General features: G+C 62.5%; 21 protein-coding genes and 1 tRNA gene. 10 read left to right on the forward strand and 12 right to left on the reverse strand.

The genetic code is table 11. The features are described 5' to 3' along the window. Nucleotides 1-185: 185 nt before the first annotated feature. Complete coding sequence (locus ABOC32_RS13360) at nt 186-1229, reverse strand: alpha/beta fold hydrolase (RefSeq protein ID WP_426811352.1); 1044 nt, start codon at nt 1227-1229, stop codon at nt 186-188. 206 nt (nt 1230-1435) lie between these two features. On the opposite strand from ABOC32_RS13360, the gene ABOC32_RS13365 reads away from it, so the two are divergent. After that, nucleotides 1436-1789, forward strand: coding sequence for an SH3 domain-containing protein (locus tag ABOC32_RS13365; RefSeq protein ID WP_234226999.1), 354 nt, complete (start codon nt 1436-1438; stop codon nt 1787-1789). 414 nt (nt 1790-2203) lie between these two features. After that, entirely contained in the window at nt 2204-2398 is a 195-nt protein-coding gene (locus ABOC32_RS13370; RefSeq protein WP_043199536.1) for a hypothetical protein, read from the forward strand. Nucleotides 2399-2529: 131 nt separating this feature from the next. Here ABOC32_RS13370 and ABOC32_RS13375 read toward each other — a convergent pair whose 3' ends face one another. Next, nucleotides 2530-3435 carry a LysR substrate-binding domain-containing protein gene (locus ABOC32_RS13375; protein WP_426811353.1) on the reverse strand — a complete coding sequence of 302 codons (906 nt, stop codon included), beginning with the start codon at nt 3433-3435 and terminating at the stop codon, nt 2530-2532. A 98-nt stretch (nt 3436-3533) separates the two neighbouring features. Here ABOC32_RS13375 and ABOC32_RS13380 point away from each other — a divergent pair, with 98 nt between their 5' ends. Beyond that, entirely contained in the window at nt 3534-4295 is a 762-nt protein-coding gene (locus ABOC32_RS13380) for a sulfite exporter TauE/SafE family protein (protein ID WP_086977776.1), read from the forward strand. Nucleotide 4296: 1 nt separating this feature from the next. Here ABOC32_RS13380 and ABOC32_RS13385 read toward each other — a convergent pair whose 3' ends face one another. The 4 genes from ABOC32_RS13385 to ABOC32_RS13400 all read right to left on the reverse strand — a co-directional run bounded on the left by ABOC32_RS13385 (nt 4297) and on the right by ABOC32_RS13400 (nt 8465). Continuing rightward, nucleotides 4297-5721: a diguanylate cyclase gene (locus ABOC32_RS13385; protein ID WP_426811354.1), complete on the reverse strand. Its 1425-nt coding sequence runs from the start codon at nt 5719-5721 to the stop codon at nt 4297-4299. Nucleotides 5722-5858: 137 nt separating this feature from the next. Next, on the reverse strand, nt 5859-7688 hold the full coding sequence (locus ABOC32_RS13390; RefSeq protein WP_426811355.1) for an SLC13 family permease: 1830 nt from the start codon (nt 7686-7688) through the stop codon (nt 5859-5861). 125 nt (nt 7689-7813) lie between these two features. Continuing rightward, complete coding sequence (locus ABOC32_RS13395) at nt 7814-8206, reverse strand: glycine zipper domain-containing protein (RefSeq protein ID WP_016498896.1); 393 nt, start codon at nt 8204-8206, stop codon at nt 7814-7816. Nucleotides 8207-8279: 73 nt separating this feature from the next. After that, the gene (locus ABOC32_RS13400; RefSeq protein WP_426811356.1) at nt 8280-8465 is read right to left on the reverse strand and encodes a hypothetical protein; all 186 of its coding nucleotides are present in this window, start codon (nt 8463-8465) and stop codon (nt 8280-8282) included. Between the two features lie 224 nt (nt 8466-8689). On the opposite strand from ABOC32_RS13400, the gene ABOC32_RS13405 reads away from it, so the two are divergent. Next, nucleotides 8690-9850, forward strand: coding sequence for a GGDEF domain-containing protein (locus ABOC32_RS13405; protein WP_426811357.1), 1161 nt, complete (start codon nt 8690-8692; stop codon nt 9848-9850). A gap of 1 nt (nt 9851) precedes the next feature. On the opposite strand, the gene ABOC32_RS13410 is transcribed toward ABOC32_RS13405, so the two are convergent. Continuing rightward, complete coding sequence (locus tag ABOC32_RS13410) at nt 9852-10142, reverse strand: RcnB family protein (protein WP_086977771.1); 291 nt, start codon at nt 10140-10142, stop codon at nt 9852-9854. A gap of 118 nt (nt 10143-10260) precedes the next feature. Here ABOC32_RS13410 and ABOC32_RS13415 point away from each other — a divergent pair, with 118 nt between their 5' ends. Together ABOC32_RS13415 and ABOC32_RS13420 are read left to right on the forward strand one after the other, a co-directional pair. Continuing rightward, nucleotides 10261-10611, forward strand: a complete 351-nt coding sequence (locus tag ABOC32_RS13415; protein ID WP_016498900.1) for a hypothetical protein — start codon at nt 10261-10263, stop codon at nt 10609-10611. Nucleotides 10612-10868: 257 nt separating this feature from the next. Continuing rightward, nucleotides 10869-11690 (forward strand): class I SAM-dependent methyltransferase, encoded by an 822-nt coding sequence (locus ABOC32_RS13420; protein WP_426811358.1) that lies wholly within the window; start codon nt 10869-10871, stop codon nt 11688-11690. On the opposite strand, the gene ABOC32_RS13425 is transcribed toward ABOC32_RS13420, so the two are convergent. The 4 genes from ABOC32_RS13425 to ABOC32_RS13440 form a co-directional block, all read right to left on the reverse strand. Then, the gene (locus tag ABOC32_RS13425; protein ID WP_426811359.1) at nt 11691-12458 is read right to left on the reverse strand and encodes an SDR family oxidoreductase; all 768 of its coding nucleotides are present in this window, start codon (nt 12456-12458) and stop codon (nt 11691-11693) included. A gap of 36 nt (nt 12459-12494) precedes the next feature. Next, the gene (locus tag ABOC32_RS13430; protein WP_426811360.1) at nt 12495-13562 is read right to left on the reverse strand and encodes a phosphotransferase family protein; all 1068 of its coding nucleotides are present in this window, start codon (nt 13560-13562) and stop codon (nt 12495-12497) included. Nucleotides 13563-13910: 348 nt separating this feature from the next. After that, the gene (locus ABOC32_RS13435) at nt 13911-14228 is read right to left on the reverse strand and encodes an SCP2 sterol-binding domain-containing protein (RefSeq protein ID WP_043199553.1); all 318 of its coding nucleotides are present in this window, start codon (nt 14226-14228) and stop codon (nt 13911-13913) included. Between the two features lie 56 nt (nt 14229-14284). Then, complete coding sequence (locus ABOC32_RS13440) at nt 14285-14995, reverse strand: histidine phosphatase family protein (RefSeq protein WP_234227009.1); 711 nt, start codon at nt 14993-14995, stop codon at nt 14285-14287. A gap of 198 nt (nt 14996-15193) precedes the next feature. On the opposite strand from ABOC32_RS13440, the gene sohB reads away from it, so the two are divergent. From sohB to ABOC32_RS13460, 4 genes are all read left to right on the forward strand, one after another. Beyond that, nucleotides 15194-16213, forward strand: coding sequence for a protease SohB (gene sohB / locus ABOC32_RS13445; protein ID WP_043199556.1), 1020 nt, complete (start codon nt 15194-15196; stop codon nt 16211-16213). Between the two features lie 154 nt (nt 16214-16367). Then, a tRNA-Cys gene (locus tag ABOC32_RS13450) sits at nt 16368-16441 on the forward strand. Between the two features lie 138 nt (nt 16442-16579). After that, the gene (locus ABOC32_RS13455; protein WP_426811361.1) at nt 16580-16867 is read left to right on the forward strand and encodes a hypothetical protein; all 288 of its coding nucleotides are present in this window, start codon (nt 16580-16582) and stop codon (nt 16865-16867) included. 71 nt (nt 16868-16938) lie between these two features. Next, nucleotides 16939-17238: a hypothetical protein gene (locus ABOC32_RS13460; RefSeq protein ID WP_426811599.1), complete on the forward strand. Its 300-nt coding sequence runs from the start codon at nt 16939-16941 to the stop codon at nt 17236-17238. Nucleotides 17239-17771: 533 nt separating this feature from the next. On the opposite strand, the gene ABOC32_RS13465 is transcribed toward ABOC32_RS13460, so the two are convergent. After that, the gene (locus ABOC32_RS13465) at nt 17772-18092 is read right to left on the reverse strand and encodes a hypothetical protein (protein WP_426811362.1); all 321 of its coding nucleotides are present in this window, start codon (nt 18090-18092) and stop codon (nt 17772-17774) included. Nucleotides 18093-18114 lie beyond the last annotated feature (22 nt).

Below are 18114 nucleotides of genomic sequence, written 5' to 3' on the forward strand. Positions count from 1 at the left end.
ATGATTCCGACATCGTGCGGTAAAAGATCCTACAACCCGCTTTTCAAATCGTGTCATGCAAACCAGGCTCAACCCCGCGTGATAGCGGGCCACAACCGGTTTTCGGCACAGCAGGCCCTCAATCAGTCCCGGCCTCGGCCTGCCGTGCTTTTCGAAATCTTGTGTAGCAATTGCTGGCCTGCAGGCTACAGGTGATCCGCATCCACCACCGCCTGCGCAAACGCCTGCGGCGCTTCCTGTGGCAGGTTGTGGCCAATGCCGCCGCTGATCAGCCGATACTCGTATTTGCCGGTAAAACGCTGCGCATAGGCTTCGGCGGGTGGGTGAGGGGCGCCGTTGGCATCGCCTTCCAGGGTGATGGTCGGTACCGCAATGGTGGGGAAGCCGGCCAGCTTGGCCTCCAGTGGGTCGTAGCGTGTTTCACCCTGTGCCAGCCCGAGCCGCCAGCGATAGTTGTGCACGGTTATTGCCACCTGGTCGGGGTTGTCCAACGCCTTGGCGCTGCGCTCGAACGTGGCATCGTCGAAGGCCCATTTGGGTGAGGCGGTTTGCCAGATCAGCTTGGCGAAGGCATGGCGGTTCTGCTCGTAGCCGGCCTGGCCGCGTGGGGTCGCGAAGTAGTACTGGTACCACCACTGCAGTTCGGCGCTGGGCGGCAGCGGGGCCTTGGCCGCCTCCTGGCTGCTTATCAGGTAGCCACTGACCGACACCAGCGCTTTCACCCGCTCAGGCCACAGTGCCGAGACAATGTCGGCGGTGCGTGCGCCCCAGTCGAACCCGGCGAGCACGGCACGCTGGACGTGCAATGCGTCCATGAAGGCAATGACATCGCTGGCCAGCGCTGTCGGCTGGGCGTTGCGTGGGGTGGCTGCGGACAGGAAGCGGGTCTGGCCGTAACCGCGCACGTAGGGCACCAACACCCGGTAACCTTTTGCGGCAAGCGCGGGTGCAACCGCTTCGAAGCTGTGGATGTCGTACGGCCAGCCATGGAGCAGGATCACCACCGGGCCGTCGGCGGGGCCTTGCTCGACGTAGGCCACATCGAGCACGCCCGCGTGCACATGCTTCAGCGGGCCGAAGTCATCCGCTGCTGCTGCCGTTATCGGCGGCTTTTGAGGCGCAGCGGTGGTGACGTTTGCGGCGGTCAGGCCCAGCGGCAGCAGGGCGCAGGCCAGTAGCGTACGGCTGAAACGGCGTGGCAGGGCGGTGGTCGAGTGGCGGGCAGGCATCGGGCGTCTCCTTGGCAAAGCCAGCGGTGCGGTTTGATGGGTGCCAGTAAAGTTGATGCCTGTATCGCCGATATGTCGGATTAGCCCGCAGAAAACGTTCTTGTGTATCAGGTCTCAATTTATACACATGACGATACAAACACAGTGCGGCGGCGGTTTTGCCCGCCTCTGCTACGATCGAAGGTTTTCCGGCCAGGGAGAGGCCCATGCATTACGTTGTCATTGAACCCCACCGCAGCGAATACCCGCGGCCCATCCGCTTTGCCAAGGGCACGTTGCTGGAGATCGGCCCGCGCTACGAGGGCGAGCCAGGCTGGCAGGACTGGTACCTGTGCAGCTGCACCGGTCAAGAGCCGGGCTGGGTGCCGTCGCAGCTGATAGAGCGGCTCGGTGTAAACCAGGGCAGGGCGCTGGACCATTATTCTGCGCACGAACTGGACGCCGACCCAGGGCAACTGGTGCAGGTGGTGCGGCCGCTCAACGGCTGGGTCTGGTGCCGGCGCCATGGTAATGGTGAGTTGGGCTGGTTACCGGCGGAAAAACTTCAGCAACTGACCTGAGGTGCAAAAACCGCCAGCACCTGCGGCGCGCCAGCTCATCTGGTCCGCTTTTTTTCCACAAACCTGAATCTGTAACCGTATCAGCCCAAGGCCGACAATATGCCCATTCCCGCATCACAACTGTAGAGGTTCCAATGGGCAAGCTGGCGCTGTTCCTGGGTGGTTTTCTGCTACTGACCATTCTGATTGGTATTCTTGGCACCATTCCGCCAAGCTGACTTCAACTGCGTTTTTCCTGCGCGGCCCGTCTATTTCAACTGACGGGCCCAATCACTGACCAATTGGCCAGTATTCCCCTTGCCTGCACTGCTGGACCAGCGGTAGCTGCAAGTCATTCTCAAGTGCAAAAGCCTCGTGTAGTCTCCCGCCGCCGCTCATTCGGGCCGGTCTCTTTGCCGTGGAGTCGATACATCAATGGAATACAAGAAAGGCACTTCAGCCATGCTGGAGTGGCGTAGCCGTTTTCTTGCCGAAGGCACACTTGATGAGCAGGGTTATGACCAGGCATTGCGCGATGCCCTGGTGCTGGAACAGGCTGGAGTGATCAGTACGTCGGAGTGGATCGAACTGGTGAAGCTGGCCAATACGGCCTTGCTGGTTGTGCGATAAGTCGTTCTTTGCGTTGGGAAATCTGTCCACAAAAAACGTGGGTAGGTCTGTGGATAAAGTGCTGCAAGCCAGGCCCGCGGCGGGCTCTGTTAAATTGAGCAGAAATTGAACAGTCTTTTCAGGGGGCTGTTTCAGCAGGCCAGGCCGGCGCGGCGCAATGCCGCTAGCAGGTCGCGTACCCGCGCCGGCAGTTCGCCAGCAGGGTACACGGCATGCATTTGCGGGTCCTGGCCGCTGCTGGAAGTCAGGCGGTATTGCGGGCACACCCGCACCAGCCGCCCGGCCTTGACCTGCGCTTCGCCAATCCAGGCCGCCAGGCGGGCGATGCCTGCGCCGGCCAGGGTGCTGTGGTACACCGCGTCACCGGAGTCCAGGCGCAGCCTGGGCCTGGGCCGCAGGCTGGTAATCTGGTCGTCGCGGCAAAAATGCCAGGCCTTGAGAATGCGCGGGGCGGTGTGCAGGATCAGCGCATGCCCTTCGAGGTCTTCCGGTTGCTGTGGCGTGCCGGCCAAGGCCAGGTATGCCGGGCTGGCATACAGGTGGCGCTGGTAGGCCCACAGCGGGTAGCCGATCAGCTCGCTCGATTGCGGGAAAGCCCCGCGCACCACGAAATCGAACTTGCCTTGCAGCGGGTCGAGGGTTTCGTCGCAGTACCGTACATCCAGGGTGACCTTGGGGTGGCAGCGGGAGAATTCGGCGAGCACCTGGGGCAGCACATGCTCACCCAGCAGTTGCGGCACGGCAAAGCGTATCCAGCCTTGGGCGCTGCCGCTGAGCGCGGCCAGTTCGTCGGCCGCATCGCGTTGCACATCCAGCAAGCGTTCGGCATGGGGCAGCAGGCGCTCGCCGGCTTCGGTGAGCGTGACGGCGTTGGCGTTGCGGTTGAGCAGCTTGCTACCGGCGTTGTCTTCCAGGGTTTGTACCGCACGGGTCACCGCGCTGGGTGAGCGCCCCAGCGCGCGGGCGGCGGCCACGAAGCTGCGCTTGTGCGCCACGCTGACGAACGCCTGGATTTCCCGCAACATGTCCAACGCCATTGCTTGCTCCTTGTTGCAGTTTTTGCAATATGGCATTTCAACACAAGCGCGGCACTTTGATTAGCCTTGCAGGGGTCTTCACTGCCTGGAACCGCGTCATGATGGATATTGCTGTGCTTTCTGTGTTCGCCTTTGCCGCTGGGCTGATCGACGCCGCAGTGGGGGGCGGTGGGCTGATCCAGATCCCGGCCTTGTTCAACGTGCTGCCCACTGCGCAGCCGGCGGCTTTGCTCGGCACCAACAAGCTGGCGTCGGTCTGTGGTACGGCCTTCGCGGCGCGCTCGTTCATTCGCAAGGTGACGCTGGACTGGGGGCTGATCGTGCCGGCGGCGCTCAGCGCCTTTGTCATGTCGTTCGCAGGCGCTGCCACGGTGTCACTGGTGCCGCCCAGTGTGATGCGCCCGGCCGTGCTGGTGATGATCGTGCTGATGGCCATCTACACCTTCTGCAAGAAAGACTTCGGCACGCTGCACAAACCCGCGAAGATCGGCCGCAAGGAGCAATGCCTGGCGGTGCTGATCGGTGGCGCAATCGGTTTTTACGATGGCCTGTTCGGCCCGGGCACCGGCAGCTTCCTGATCTTCCTGTTCATCCGCTTCTTCGCCCTGGACTTCCTGCACGCCTCGGCCTCGGCCAAAGTGGTGAACATTGCCACCAACCTGGCGGCGCTGGTGTTCTTCGTGCCCTCGGGCAACGTGCTGTATGCCATCGCCCTGCCCATGGCCGCGTGCAACGTGCTTGGGGCACTTACCGGCACCTGGCTGGCGGTGCGCAAGGGCGCAGGCTTTGTGCGCGGGCTGTTCCTGATACTGCTGTGTGTGCTGATCGCCAAGCTGTCGTGGGACTTGCTGGCCGGTTGAGTCAGACTACCTGGCGCTGTGCTTCGGCCTGCTCCACACGGTTGCGGCCATGGGCCTTGGCCCGGTACAGCGCCTGGTCGGCACTTGCCAGCAACGCGTCCAGGCTGGGGGCCGGGATATTGGCGTCACAGCCGGCCAGGCCGATACTCACGGTGATCTGCAGGCGCTGGTCGGCCTGCACCACGTGCAGGTCCTGTACGGCGCGGCGCAGGCGTTCGGCGGTGAACTTGGCGCGTTCTGGCGCAAGGCCCGGGAGGATGACGACGAACTCCTCGCCGCCCATTCGCGCGAGCAGTTCATCGTTGTGCAACTGGTCTTGCAGGGTGCTGGCGAACTGGCGCAGCACCTGGTCACCGACCCCGTGGCCGTGGGCATCGTTGATCGACTTGAAGTGGTCGATGTCCAGCATCATCAGGGTCAGTGGCAGTGCCTGGGCATGCTGCTGGCGGCTGTCCAGCAGCGCGTTGGCACGGCGGGTGAAGGCACTGCGGGTGAGCACGCCGGTCAGGTGGTCGATGGTGGCCTGATGCGCCAGGCGGGCCATCAGGCTGCGGTTGGCCTGGCTGACGCAGGCCACCACCAGCGGGCCGAGCACCAGCATGGCAATGCCCAGGCGCGCCGACATCAGCGTGGTCACCCCAGGCTCGCTTTGCGGCACGCTGAAGTGCATGAGGTTTTGCGCCACCGCCACAATCAAGGTGCTGCCGGCGGTGAGGGTCAGCAGTGAAACCATGAACGGCGAGTAGGTCCAGGCACACCACAGCAAGGCGGCAATCGGGAAGGCAATGGCACCGGGGCCGCCAAAGGCAATGCTGACCGCCAGCGAGACCAGCAGCACCAGCAGCGGCGCCAGGCGGATGGCCTGGGCGCCACCGCGCACCAGGGCCCGTACCGAGGGCGCGGTGAGCAGCACCGGCAGCACCAGCACGCTGGTGGAGAACTGTTCGCTGAACCAGGCCAGCCAGGTGGCGCGCAAGGATTGCTCGAACCACGGTGCGGCCATGACCGCCGCCATGCTGGCCGCCACCATGGCGGCGGCGGCACAGGCGGCGAACACGCTGAGTACGCCGTGCGGGGTGCGCATGCGCCGGTGCAGCCGTGGCAAGCGCGATAGCAGCTGCCAAAGCGTCACCACCACTGCCAGATTGCACAGGTTGAACCACAGGGCCGGCACCCAGGCGCTGCCACACAACAGGTCGGCGCCGACCATGGCCAGCCACACCAGGCTAAAGCCGGTCAGCGTGGCCTGGCGGGGGTAGCGCAGGAGTACGCCGGCCAACACAGCATTCACTGGCCAGAACAGCGACAGCGATTCGATCGGGCGTGCCAGGATGCCGCCCAAGGTGAGGGCAAAGGTCAGGCAAAGCAGAACGACGTAAGGCAACAAGCGCGATTGGGCTGGAAAAACCATGAACTCGACCGGCAAGCGGAAACGAAATCCAGGACAACGCCTTGAAGCACCTGGGGCAATAACCCGCAGTGTGTTTCGTCAGGCCAGTTGATGTCAATCTGCCGCGATCGGTCGAGATAATGTCAAATTGCCTCTAATCCCTGGCGCTTTTCTTACAAGCCGAAGAACCACGGCACCATCACCACGGTGACCAGCATCACCAACACGGTGAACGGCACGCCGATTTTGACGAAGTCGGCGAAGCGGTATTGCCCCGGCCCCAGCACCAGTGTGTTGACCGGCGATGACACCGGCGTCATGAACGCCGCCGACGCGGCCAGGGCCACGGTCATGGCAAACGGGTAGGGTGACATGCCCAGCTGCGCGGCGGTACTGACAGCCACCGGCGCCATCAATACCGCCGTGGCCGTGTTGGAAATGAACAGGCCAATCACCGCCGTGACGGCGAACAGGCAGGCAAGAATGGCACTGGGGCCGGCATCACCCAGCACGCTGACCAGCCCGCCTACCGCCAGGTCGATACCACCGGTTTTCTGCAGTGCCTGGGCGAATGGCAGCATGCCGACGATCAGCACCAGGCTTTGCCAGTGAATCGCCCGATAGGCGCTGTTCATGTCGATGCAGCGGCCGGCGCCCATCAGCAGGCAACCGATCAGCGCCGCGATGACATTGGGTACGGCACCGCTGACCATCAGCCCGACCATCACCGCCAGGCTAAGCAATGCCTGCGGCGCGCGGGTGCGGGCAGGCGCGACCTGGTCGATCTCGGCGGGCAGGCTCAGCACCAGGAAGTCCTTGGGTTTGCTTTGCAACTGGCGTACCGCTTTCCACGGGCCGACCACCAGCAGTGTGTCGCCCAGGCGCAGCTTTTCTTCGACCAGTTGCTCTTCGATAGCGGCCTGTTCGCGGCGCAGGCCGACCACGTTGAGGTCGAAACGGGTGCGGAAGGCCAGTTCGAGAATACTCTTGCCGATCAGCTGCGAGCCTGGTGGCAGCGAGACTTCGGCCATGCCCAGCTCCTGGGACTGATCGATGAAATAGGCCGCCTTGAAGTGCAGGGGCTCCAGTTGCATGGTCTGGCACAGGCTGCGCAGGTCGTCGCGGTTGGCGAACAGGTCGAGCAACAGCACGTCGCCCTGCTGCAGCACGGTGTTGGAGTCGGCGGAGATCACCCGTGTGGTGAACTTGTGCTGGCGCTCGATGCCGATCACGTTGGCGCCGTGCCGGGTGCGCAGTTCCAGCTCACCGAGGGTGTGGCCGATCAGCGGCGAATGAGGGCGGATGCGCAGGCGCCGCTCACGGCCGTTGAGCTTGTAGTCCAGTACCAGGTCCAGCAGTGTGCGGCGGGTTTCCACGCGGCCGTCCTTGCGTACTTCGCCGTTGAGCCAGTGGCGGGTAAGCAGCATGTAGCCGATGCCCAGCACCAGCACCACCAGGCCGAACGGGGTAAAGCTGAAGAAGCTGAAACCCGCTTCGCCGTTGCGCACCAGTTCGCTGTGCACCACCACGTTGGGCGGCGTGGCCACCAGGCTGAGCATGCCGCTGATCAGGCCGGCGAAGGCCAATGGCATCATCAGGCGGCTGGGTGAGAGCTGCAGCCGTGCGGAAATGCTCAGCACCACCGGGATGAAAATGGCCACCACGCCGGTGGAACTCATGATCGACCCCAGCCCGGCCACGGCCACCATCAGCAGCACCAGCAGGCGTGTCTCGCTATTGCCGGCCCGCTCGCTCATCCATTCGCCAATACGGTAGGCAATACCGGTGCGCACCAGGCCTTCGCCGATCACGAACAGGGCGGCGATCAGTACCACGTTGGGGTCGCTGAAGCCGGCCAGGGCCTGCTCCACGGTGAGAATGCCGAGTAGCGGCAGGGCGAGAATCACCATCAGCGCGACCACGTCCATGCGTGGGCGATTGATGATGAACAGGACGACGACGATGGCCAGCAGGCCGAGGACCCAGAGCAGCTCTTGGTTCATGGGGAGGGGGTGTTCCTTCACACGGGGCACGATAGACAGTAGCAGCCAGTGTGCCAGCTTGTGATGAAGGGGGTGTTGATGTGCTGCAACAAAAAGGGCCGCTATGCGGCCCCTTGGTCACCTAATCAGTGACGGTGACGGCGGTGCTTCTTGCTGCCGCGGTTGTCGTCACCCAGGTGATTGCCGAGGGCACCACCGGCCGCGCCGCCCAGGCCGGCACCGACGGTGGAGCCGGTCTTGCCGCCCACCGCGCCGCCCAGCAGCGAGCCGCCAGCCGAACCCAGGCCACCGCCGATAGCGGCTTCGGTACGGTTGCCCTTGCGTGCACCTACCGCACTGCCGGCTGCGCCGCCGACGCCGGCACCGATGGCTGCGCCGGTCTTGCCGCCGAGTTGTTGACCGACAACGTTACCCAGGACACCACCCAGGCCACCGCCAATGGCGGCAGTACCGTCACCGGCGAAAGCGCCCTGGCACAGCAGCAGGCCGAGGGCAAGGGAAGGCAGAGTCAGACGCATGGTACGAACCTCAAAGGAATCATCAGGTTAAGTTGCCGCGCAACGGGCGGCAGGTCAGGGGTGCAAAGACGCTTCAGCGGTAGTCGCGGTCACCGCGGTATTGACGATTGTCATCGTCATCGCGGTCATGCCGATGGTGGTGGCGATGGCCACGGTCGTGGTCGCGCCAGCCATCGTCGTCGTCATGGTAGCGATGGCTGTGGCAGCCTGCGGTCAGCAAAAATGCAGCAATCAGCGAAAGGCTTGCAAAGCGGGTCATCACGATATAGGTCCTTGATCCGCAATGGTTTACGGGACACTTCCTGAGACTGGGAATGATCCATTTGGTTTCCCAGACGGGCAAAAAATTGTCGCTGCAGTGATGAGCGGCGTGCTTGCAGGCTGTTGTTCTGTCCCATTCGGTCATGGTCGAGCGGGCAATGTCCCTCTAAACTGTGGGGTAAGCCGCAGCCAAGACGGCCATCTGCCACACGGTGAATCACGATGATCGCCCATACCCCCACGTTGTTCGCCGCCGTTGCACTGGTCGCAACCATTCTGGCCTTCTGCCTGCTGCTGGTCGGGCGCAGCAACCGCCGTGACAACCTGCTGCTCACCGGTTGCGGGCTGCTGGTGCATGCCTTGGCTTATGTCTGCTACACCGTCTATGCCCAGGCCCCGCTGTGGGTCAGCTATGGCCTGGGCAACAGCTTGCTGTCGCTGGCCCTGGCGTTCTACACCGCCAGCCTGTTCCGGGTACGCGAGCAGGTGGTGCCCTGGCGTGTCATCTTCGTCATCCCCGCCTGCATGCTGGTGGGGCTGATGCTGCTGCTCGATACGCTGGAGCCGCGCATGCTGCTGGCGACGCTGGTACTGGTGCTGCAATGCGCGATGATCCTTTACTGGGCGTGGCGCCATGCCGAGCGGCCGGGCAGGGCCCACCTGCTGCTGCAGATAGGTGCATTGATCAGCCTGGTCGGCCTGGGCATGCGTGTGGTGGCGGTGGCCAATGGCACGGCAGTGGAAATGCGTTACGACACCAGCAACCTCAAGCAGAGCATTTCCGTGGCAATCGGCACGGCGACGGTGATGATGTATTCGATCGGGCTGGTGCTGATGGCCAAGGAACGCAGCGAGTCACGCTTGCAGCACCTGGCCCTGCACGATGTGCTGACCGGCACCTTCAACCGCAGGGCAATCCTGGAACGGTTTGCCGTGGAGCTGGACCATGCTCGCCAGCAACAGGCCAGCCTGGCCGTGGCAATGATCGACATCGACCATTTCAAGCGCATCAACGACCTGTATGGGCACCTGGCCGGCGACGAGGTGCTGTGCCATTGCGTGCGCCAGTTGCAGCAGCGGCTGCGCCAGGGCGACAGCCTGGGGCGTTATGGCGGTGAGGAGTTCTTGTTGCTGCTACCGGGCTCTGACCGCAGCGGGGCGATGGCTGCGCTGCAAGGGCTGCGTGAGGCCATTGCGCGCAGCCCGGCGCGTTTTGCCGGTGACCAGATCGAACTGCGCTTCAGCGTCGGGCTGTGGTGTGGCGTGCCGGGCCCCGACGACAGCACCGCCAACCTGCTGGCCCAGGCCGATGCGGCGCTTTACCAGGCCAAGGCCGCCGGGCGCAACACGGTGCACATGGCGGCAGTGGTCGAGGCGGGTTGAATCAGGACGCCGGCTGAATCGCCAGCACCACCCCATTGGTGATCTGTACCAGCACGTAGTGCTCGCCCATGCGCACCCAATGGCTTTCCTTCTCGGGTGCGGGCAGGCCTTTGGCTTTCCAGTCCTTGATGGCCTGGTCGTCACGTTTGTACTGGTCCGGTGCCTTGTCGCCGACGCTCAGCTCGCGATTGTGGGTTTCCGGGGCGGTGATGCTCTCTTCGCTGGAGGGCGCGGCGCTGACAGCCAGGGGCAGGCAGGGCAGGGCGGCGAGTAGCAGATAGTGAAGCTTCATGTGGTGCTCCTTTATGGCGGCATGCCTTATCTGCGACAGCGGCATGTGCGTGACAATTCACTCGCGATGCCCGCCAGTGCTAGAGTCGCTTCTTTTTCAATACCCTTGAGGATGGAACATGCGTGCGATTCTGCCGATGGCCGCGGCGCTGATGCTGGTCGGTTGTGCTTCTGCGACCATGGAGACGGCCCGCGGCGGCAAGCCGACTGCGCAGCTTGATTCGCACAAGGCGCCGGAGCTGGTGGCCCAGTGCATCCAGTTCAGCTGGCAGGAGGAGAAGGTGTTCGGCGACGATGCCAGTGGTTACCTGGAGCCGCGCAAGCAAGGCGGGTTTACGGTGTACACCCGTGAGGCCGAAGCGTTTGTGGATGTTTACCCGCAGGCAGGCGGGGCGCGGGTCGACTACTACGCGCAGAAGAATGACGGCGTGGCGCTGCAGCGCCGGGCGGCGGCGGCCACCTGTTTGTAAAGGCTGGCTTCATCGCCGGCCTGTATGAGCGGCCTTGCGTCGCGATAGGGCTGCAAGGCAGCCCCAGCAATCTGTGCGTCTGCGCTGAAACCCTGGGGCTGCTGCGCAGCCCTATCGCGACACAAGGCCGCTCCTACAAGGGCCCAGTTGTTTGCCCGGTGGGTGTTTTTCGGGTTTTACAATTTTTAGCAAGGCAGTGGTGTCGTGGGGACGTAGGTGGACGCTAGCATGAGCCGTCACCACTCAAGGAAGACACCATGGAGCGCTCACTGCAACTCAACCGCACCAGCTGGGACGAACGCGCCCCGCTGCACGCTGCCTCGAAGGACTACGAAGTCGAGATTCTGGTCCAGCGCCCGGGGCACCTTTCCGAAACCGTCCGCTTCGACCTGCCGTTGCTCGGCGACATCAACGGGCTGAACACGGTCCATCTGCAGTGCCACATCGGCACCGACACCCTGTCGCTGGCACGCCTTGGCGCCAAGGTCTGCGGCCTGGACTATTCCGCCGCTTCGCTGGTGGAGGCGCGGTCACTGGCCGAGCGTTGCGCGGTGCCCATCGCGTATGTCGAATCCGACGTCTATGCCGCCGACAAGGTCCTGCCGGCAGGCACGTTCGACCTGGTCTACACCGGTATTGGCGCGCTCTGCTGGTTGCCCCGCATCGAGCCGTGGGCGCGTGCGGTCGCGGCGCTGCTGAAGCCTGGCGGGCGGTTGTTCCTGCGCGATGGGCACCCGATGCTGATGGCCGTCAACGAAGACCACACGGACCGCCTGCAGCTCGAATACCCCTATTTCGAGCACGAAGCGCCGACGGTGTGGCACAACGACCAGACCTACGTTGAAACCGAACAGCGCCTTGCCCACACCGAAACCCACGAATGGAACCACGGCCTGGGTGAAGTCGTGACTGCCTTGCTGGCACATGGGCTGCAGCTGACGGCACTGGTCGAGCACCAGAGCATCCCCTGGGAGGCGCTGCCGGGGCAGATGGTCAAGGGCAGCGATGGTGAATACCGCTTGCGCGAGCAGCCTGCACGCCTGCCCCTGAGCTACACCTTGGTGGCGGTCAAAGCCTGATCAGGACAGGTAGCCGCCGTCGACGTTGAGTGCCGTGCCGGTGGTGTAGCTGGAGGCATCGCTGGCCAGGTACAGCACCGTGCCGGCCATTTCCTTGGGGTCGGCCACGCGCTTGAGCGGGATCTGCTGCAGTGCGGCGTTCAGGATGGCATCGTTCTTCACCAGTGCAGAGGCGAACTTGGTGTCGGTCAGGCCCGGCAGCAGGGCGTTGCAGCGAATGCCGAACTGGGCGCATTCCTTGGCGAAGACCTTGGTCATGTTGATGACCGCTGCCTTGGTCACCGAATAGATACCCTGGAAGTGGCCGGGGGACACGCCGTTGATGGACGCCACGTTGATGATGCTGCCACCGCCATGCTCGCGCATCAGCTTGCCGGCTTCCACCGACATGAAGAAGTAGCCGCGGATGTTCACGTCCACGGTCTTCTGGAAGGCATTCACGTCGGTGTCCAGCACGTTGCAGAACTGCGGGTTGGTGGCAGCGTTGTTGACCAGGATGTCCAGGCGCCCGAACTGTTCACGGATGCCGGCGAACACCTGCTGGATCTGTTCCATCTCACCGATGTGGCAGGCCACTGCGGTCGCCTTGCCCCCCGCCGCGATGATCGCCTCGGCCACTTGCTGGCAACCGTCGAGCTTGCGGCTGGAAACGATCACATGGGCACCTTGCTGGGCCAGCAGGTGGGCGATGGCTTCGCCGATGCCGCGGCTGGCGCCGGAAACAAAGGCAATCTTGCCGTCGAGGTCGAACAGGTGGGTCTTGGACATGCTGTTTTCCTTGTTATCCGTCGTCGTGGGCGTTGTTCAGAGGCTGGATTTGGCAATGACCTGCAAGCTCATCTGCTCCAGCAAGCGGTTCATGTGGATGAACTGGGCGAAGCGCTTGTCCTGGGTCTGGCCGTGGAAGTAGCGGTAGTAGATCTGCTGGACGATGCCGGCCAGGCGGAACAGGCCATAGCAATAGTAGTAATCGAAGTTGTCCAGCGGGATGCCCGCGCGCTCGGCGTAGTAATCCACGAACTGGCGGCGGGTGAGCATGCCCGGCGCGTTGCTCGGCTGGCGGCGCATCATCTGCACCGGCGCCGGGTCGTCGGCCTCGATCCAGTAGGCCAGGCTGTTGCCCAGGTCCATCAGCGGGTCGCCCAGGGTGGCCATTTCCCAGTCCAGCACGCCGATGATGCGCATGGGGTTGTCGGCGTCGAGGATCACGTTGTCGAAGCGGTAATCGTTGTGCACGATGGCGGGCTGCGGATGGTCGGCGGGCATTTTATCGTGCAACCAGGCGGTCACCTTTTCCCAGCGCGGGGCATCCGGTGTCAGGGCTTTTTCGTAGCGGCTGGTCCAGCCCTCGATCTGGCGCTGCACGTAGCCTTCCGGCTTGCCCAGGTCGGCCAGGCCACAGGCGTTGTAGTCCACCTGGTGCAACTCGACCAGGCGGTCGATAAAGCTTTTGCACAGGGCCTCGGTACGGCTGGCGTCCAGGTTCAGCTCGGCGGGGATGTCCGAGCGCAGGATGATGCCCTTGACCCGTTCCATGACGTAGAACTCGCCGCCGATCAGGCTGCTGTCCGTGCAGTGCACGTACGCCTTGGGGCAGAAGGGAAAGCCGCTGTTCAACTGGTTGAGGATGCGAAACTCGCGGCCCATGTCGTGGGCCGACTTGGCCTTTTGCCCGAAGGGCGGGCGGCGCAGCACAAAGTCCCGGCCCGGGTAGCTGACCAGGTAGGTGAGGTTGGAGGCCCCTCCCGGGAACTGGCTGATGCGCGGCAGGCCGTCCAGGCCGGGGATGCTGGCCTTGAGGTAAGGGTCGATGACGGCCGCGTCGAGTTCTTCGCCGGGGCGTACCTGGGTGGACTGGTCGGTGAGCGTCATGCGTTTTCCTTATTCTCGATCGCAAGGACTATTGGCTAATCTAATGGCCTGCCGGCGTTGGAACAAGCGTGCCAGGTGCCATATAGGTGAGGGTGTTGCTGCCTGATCAACTGCCTTGATGTAAACCACCGATAGCCTGATCGCATCCCCGTGTAGGAGCGGCCTTGTGTCGCGATGAGCCGCAAGGCGGCCCCGGATTTGCGCACCATGCAAGATTGCCGGGGCCGCCTGGCGGCCCATCGCGACACAAGGCCGCTCCTACAAATAGCCAGCGCAGTTCTGGACCAGGCAAAAAAAAACCGAAGCCGGCAAGGCTTCGGTTTTTCGATCATCCGGTGTACCCAGCCCTCAGGACGGGAACAGCTCGCTGAGTTTCATCGACAGCATCATGTCGCCTTCAACGCGCAGCTTGCCGCCCATGAAGGCCTGCATGCCGTCGGTTTCGCCGCTGACGATACCCTTCAGGGTTTCGCTGTCCATCACCAGGGTGCAGTTGGCGTCCGGGTTTTCGCCTTCCTGCAGGTCGCAGGTGCCATCTTTGACGATCAGTGCGTATTGCTTGTCTTCGTCGGTGATGTTGAAGCCGAACACCAGGTCCAGGCCGGCGGCAGCGGATGGGTTGAACTTCGCTTGCATTGTTTTGACGGCATCAGCTACGGAGGTCATGGCGCATTCCTTATAGAGTTATTTACACGTCCCCGCAGGGACACAACAAACCGGGCTTATCGATAGGTGACAAGCTCCGGTACCCTCAACAGCTGCACATGGGCCTGGCTGTTGAAGGAGGCCAGTGCCACGTCGCGGCCGCGGAACTTCAGCTGGCTGAGCGACGTGTTGATGATCTGCCAGTTCAGCGCGAACGCCTGGCTGGGGGTAATACGGGTAACCAGGTGGAGCAGGGCGGCAATGGTGCCGCCGGAGGTGAAGATGGCAACGTTATCACCGCTGCCGGCGGCATCGAGCACGCGCTGCAGGCCACCTTGTACACGGCTGGTGAACGCCTGCCAGCTTTCCAGGCCATCGTCGGCATGTTCGCCCGCGTGCCAGCGCTGCACCATCAAGGCGAACAGGCGCTGGAACTCACTGCGGTGCTGCGCTGCATTGCGCAGGATGTGCAGGGCATCGGGCTCTTCTGGCAGCAGCCCGGGTAACAGGGCGCGGATGACGCCATCGGCATCGAACTCATTGAACGCAGCGTCGGTCTCAACAGCCGGCACCGGGCAGCCACTGGCATGCAAGGCCTCCAGGGCCAGGCGTGCGGTATCCTGCTGGCGGCGCAGGTCGCCTGCCACGCAGCGGTCCAGCCGAATACCCAGTTGGGCCAGGTGCTCACCCAAGGCCTGGCTCTGGCGCACACCCACGGGCGAGAGGACGTCGTAGTCATCGGCACCGAAGGAGGCTTGGCCATGTCGGATCAGGTAGAGGTTGCCCACGAAAGGTTCCGGCCTGTTTGGAGGTTGCTGCGAGGTTAGGATGCAGCACACGGGCTGTCAACGAAAAAACATACAAGCGTTTGAAAAGGTTGTTTGAAAGGTGTTGCCAGCGTTTACACCGGCTGGCAGCGCCTCAGGTGCAGCGGTATGCTTGCAACAGTTACGCGCCGTTCTGGCGCAGGTATTTAAGGAGTCAACGTGGAGTTTCTTGCCGAGTACGCAAGCTTTCTCGCCAAAACCGCCACCCTGGTTATCGCCATCCTCGTGGTGCTGTCGGCCATCGCCGGGTTGCGCAGCAAAGGGCGGCGCAAACCGGGTGGGCAGCTGCAGGTCACCCGCCTGAACGAATTCTACAAGGACCTGCGCGAACGCCTGGAGTCCGGCCTGCTCGACAAGGCCCAGCTCAAGGCCTTGCGCAAGCAGCAGGCCAAGGCGGAAAAACAACAGAAGAAAGGCAAGGCCGAGGAAAAGGGCCGGGTCTTCGTGCTGGACTTCGATGGCGACATCAAAGCCTCTGCCACCGAAAGCCTGCGCAACGAAATCACTGCGCTGCTGACCCTCGCCACCCCGCGTGACGAAGTGGTGCTGCGCCTCGAGAGCGGTGGTGGCCTGGTGCACAGCTACGGCCTGGCCGCGTCGCAACTGGCGCGCATTCGCCAGGCGGGCATCCCGCTGACCGTGTGCATCGACAAGGTGGCCGCCAGCGGTGGTTACATGATGGCCTGCATCGGCGAGAAAATCGTCAGTGCCCCGTTCGCCGTACTGGGTTCGATCGGGGTGGTGGCACAGCTGCCCAATATCAACCGCCTGTTGAAGAAGCACGACATCGACTTCGAAGTGCTGACCGCCGGCGAGTACAAGCGCACCCTCACCGTGTTTGGCGAAAACACCGACAAGGGCCGGGAGAAGTTCCAGGAAGACCTGGACATCACCCACCAGCTGTTCAAGGATTTTGTCGCCCGCTATCGCCCGCAACTGCACATTGACGAAGTGGCCACTGGCGAAGTGTGGCTCGGCGTTGCCGCACTCAACCGCCAGCTGGTGGACGAACTGCAGACCAGCGACGAGTACCTCAGCGAGCGCGCGCGCAACGCCAACCTGTTCCACCTGCACTATGCCGAGCGCAAGAGCCTGCAAGAGCGAATCGGCATGGCTGCCAGTGGCACGGTGGAGAACACCGTGGTGGGCTTGTGGAGTAAACTCAGCCGTCTGCGCTAACACCTTGAGCCCGTTGAAATTTTTTTTCGTTCAGGGGGTTGCAAGGTTAAAAGAATGAAGACATAATGGCGCCCATCGAAACGCAGCAAACTTTGAAAAAGGTTCAGCGTTTCAAGGAGATAGCAAAGCGCAAGCAGCTAGATCCGACCTTTGAGGCCGAGTAGCAAAGTGGTTATGCTCCGGATTGCAAATCCGTCTACGCCGGTTCGATTCCGACCTCGGCCTCCACCATTCGAAAGCCCCGCAGCCATTGAGGTTGCGGGGCTTTTTTAATGCCTGCGGATTTTGTCCCGCGCTCGATTTGGGACAAATTTGGGACACCGAAGAAAATTGCGTGTCCCAGTTGTCCCCCGCAAAACCCGGTGCATGGCCACTTACGAGCAGCGCCCAGGCGGCGCATGGCGGGCAAAGATCCGCCGGAAAGGATATCCCTCCCTATCTGCGACCTTCGATACCAAGGCCGAAGCCCAGCGCTGGGCGGCCGAGATCGAAGGCGGTATGTCGCGCGCCCGGTTCGTCGACATGCGAGAAGCGGAGCGCAAAACCTTCAGGCATGACTTCGTCCCTGGCCGCCATATCGCGGCAGTGAATAAAGGGCAGAGGGGTAAAAAAATGGAGTTTTGTTCGTGGCCGGTGGTCAAGCTAGTTGGATAGGCCTAATTACAAATGATGGGTCTGCCAGTCCTGGTTACACCAACCACCAGCCGGCGGTGAAGGAGATCTTTATGCGAATGAGGGGCCACGTGTACTGGGCTTGGGCTGACCCGACGCTTCATCACCGCATTCATGGCGAGACACTCGATGACGGCACATGCATCGATGTCCAGGTGCGACTGTCGCGAACAGGCACTACGCAGATGTTCATCGGGGTGTATGCGTCGTCCGGTATGGCACTTCACGAAGAGGCTTTCGATTCGCGCCCTGGTGAGTCGATGACGAGGGGTTTGGCCTGGGGTGTGGGCCGGGCCCGTCGAGTCGCTACCGATACCATCCCTCAGTTCGATCAGTTCGCCTGCTCAAAATAGAGGGGAAGGGAGTTACAGCGGGCCGGAGTACAAATGTGCTCACTGCGTCAGGTTGCCATGCAGTCCAGGGTTGCGCGGTCTATACATTGGGGTCTTGAGAAGGGGGGCGGCGGTGGAATTTTGTTCCAGGCCGCCGGCATCGCGGGTTATTCACTCTACGGTGCAAATCCAACGATGATTTTGCCGGTACGGCGCTCTGGTGAATGCCACGTCTGATACTAGGGTCATGCCGCGCTTTTGAAGCGCTTCGGTCAGTTGAGCGAGTGTCTCTGCCTGGATAGTCATTGCTGTCACCTCGTCAGATTACTGCGTTCTTAATTGCTGACCGGGCAGGCAACTGGCAGATTCAATTTTTTTGGCGGTTGGGTCTACCTGACGATGTCGGGGGCATCTGGTGCAGCAGTGCCTGGTTGCCAGCGCTGCACGATAAGCGTCAAGGCGCTCAAGGGCAGCGTGGGAGGGCAAGGCAGGTTTGCGCGGCGGTGCCGCGCGGGGTGTCGGGTGGTGTTGCCGGCAGACTACCCAGGCAACATTCAGAGCTTGTATTGAATGGTGTAGGAAGCATCGGTTCTCGGTTCTATCGTAATAGGAATACCGAAGAGCTTCCCTCGGCAATCACTGACAACACAGCGATACACCGTTCCCTGCCGGAGCTGGGCCCATAAGCCTTCGTCATGTATCGCGATACCCAGCACACGGTTGTTCGGATCCTCTCTGGCCTGAGCAACGTAGTGGTCCAGGTCGCACCCGAATTCAGCACTGGTAAGCTCTGGATCGTAGCCGATCAGCACGCCGTGCCTTTTCAGATCGTCCCTTATACGCTCAATCACGTCATCTGCTTCTTGTTTTAGCATGATTGTTACCTCGCGGTGCTTG

Origin of the sequence: Pseudomonas sp. WOUb67 (genome assembly GCF_050058005.1) — a bacterium.
In the GTDB taxonomy this organism is placed as follows: domain Bacteria; phylum Pseudomonadota; class Gammaproteobacteria; order Pseudomonadales; family Pseudomonadaceae; genus Aquipseudomonas; species Aquipseudomonas putida_R.

Excerpts from the sequence above, each read along its gene's own strand:
- ABOC32_RS13360 (WP_426811352.1), bottom strand. The coding sequence starts at position 1,229 with ATGCCTGCCCGCCACTCGACCACCGCCCTGCCACGCCGTTTCAGCCGT.
- ABOC32_RS13365 (WP_234226999.1), top strand. The coding sequence starts at position 1,436 with ATGCATTACGTTGTCATTGAACCCCACCGCAGCGAATACCCGCGGCCC.
- ABOC32_RS13370 (WP_043199536.1), top strand. The coding sequence starts at position 2,204 with ATGGAATACAAGAAAGGCACTTCAGCCATGCTGGAGTGGCGTAGCCGT.
- ABOC32_RS13375 (WP_426811353.1), bottom strand. The coding sequence starts at position 3,435 with ATGGCGTTGGACATGTTGCGGGAAATCCAGGCGTTCGTCAGCGTGGCG.
- ABOC32_RS13380 (WP_086977776.1), top strand. The coding sequence starts at position 3,534 with ATGATGGATATTGCTGTGCTTTCTGTGTTCGCCTTTGCCGCTGGGCTG.
- ABOC32_RS13390 (WP_426811355.1), bottom strand. The coding sequence starts at position 7,688 with ATGAACCAAGAGCTGCTCTGGGTCCTCGGCCTGCTGGCCATCGTCGTC.
- ABOC32_RS13395 (WP_016498896.1), bottom strand. The coding sequence starts at position 8,206 with ATGCGTCTGACTCTGCCTTCCCTTGCCCTCGGCCTGCTGCTGTGCCAG.
- ABOC32_RS13400 (WP_426811356.1), bottom strand. The coding sequence starts at position 8,465 with ATGACCCGCTTTGCAAGCCTTTCGCTGATTGCTGCATTTTTGCTGACC.
- ABOC32_RS13405 (WP_426811357.1), top strand. The coding sequence starts at position 8,690 with ATGATCGCCCATACCCCCACGTTGTTCGCCGCCGTTGCACTGGTCGCA.
- ABOC32_RS13410 (WP_086977771.1), bottom strand. The coding sequence starts at position 10,142 with ATGAAGCTTCACTATCTGCTACTCGCCGCCCTGCCCTGCCTGCCCCTG.
- ABOC32_RS13415 (WP_016498900.1), top strand. The coding sequence starts at position 10,261 with ATGCGTGCGATTCTGCCGATGGCCGCGGCGCTGATGCTGGTCGGTTGT.
- ABOC32_RS13420 (WP_426811358.1), top strand. The coding sequence starts at position 10,869 with ATGGAGCGCTCACTGCAACTCAACCGCACCAGCTGGGACGAACGCGCC.
- ABOC32_RS13425 (WP_426811359.1), bottom strand. The coding sequence starts at position 12,458 with ATGTCCAAGACCCACCTGTTCGACCTCGACGGCAAGATTGCCTTTGTT.
- ABOC32_RS13430 (WP_426811360.1), bottom strand. The coding sequence starts at position 13,562 with ATGACGCTCACCGACCAGTCCACCCAGGTACGCCCCGGCGAAGAACTC.
- ABOC32_RS13435 (WP_043199553.1), bottom strand. The coding sequence starts at position 14,228 with ATGACCTCCGTAGCTGATGCCGTCAAAACAATGCAAGCGAAGTTCAAC.
- ABOC32_RS13455 (WP_426811361.1), top strand. The coding sequence starts at position 16,580 with ATGGCCACTTACGAGCAGCGCCCAGGCGGCGCATGGCGGGCAAAGATC.
- ABOC32_RS13460 (WP_426811599.1), top strand. The coding sequence starts at position 16,939 with ATGCGAATGAGGGGCCACGTGTACTGGGCTTGGGCTGACCCGACGCTT.
- ABOC32_RS13465 (WP_426811362.1), bottom strand. The coding sequence starts at position 18,092 with ATGCTAAAACAAGAAGCAGATGACGTGATTGAGCGTATAAGGGACGAT.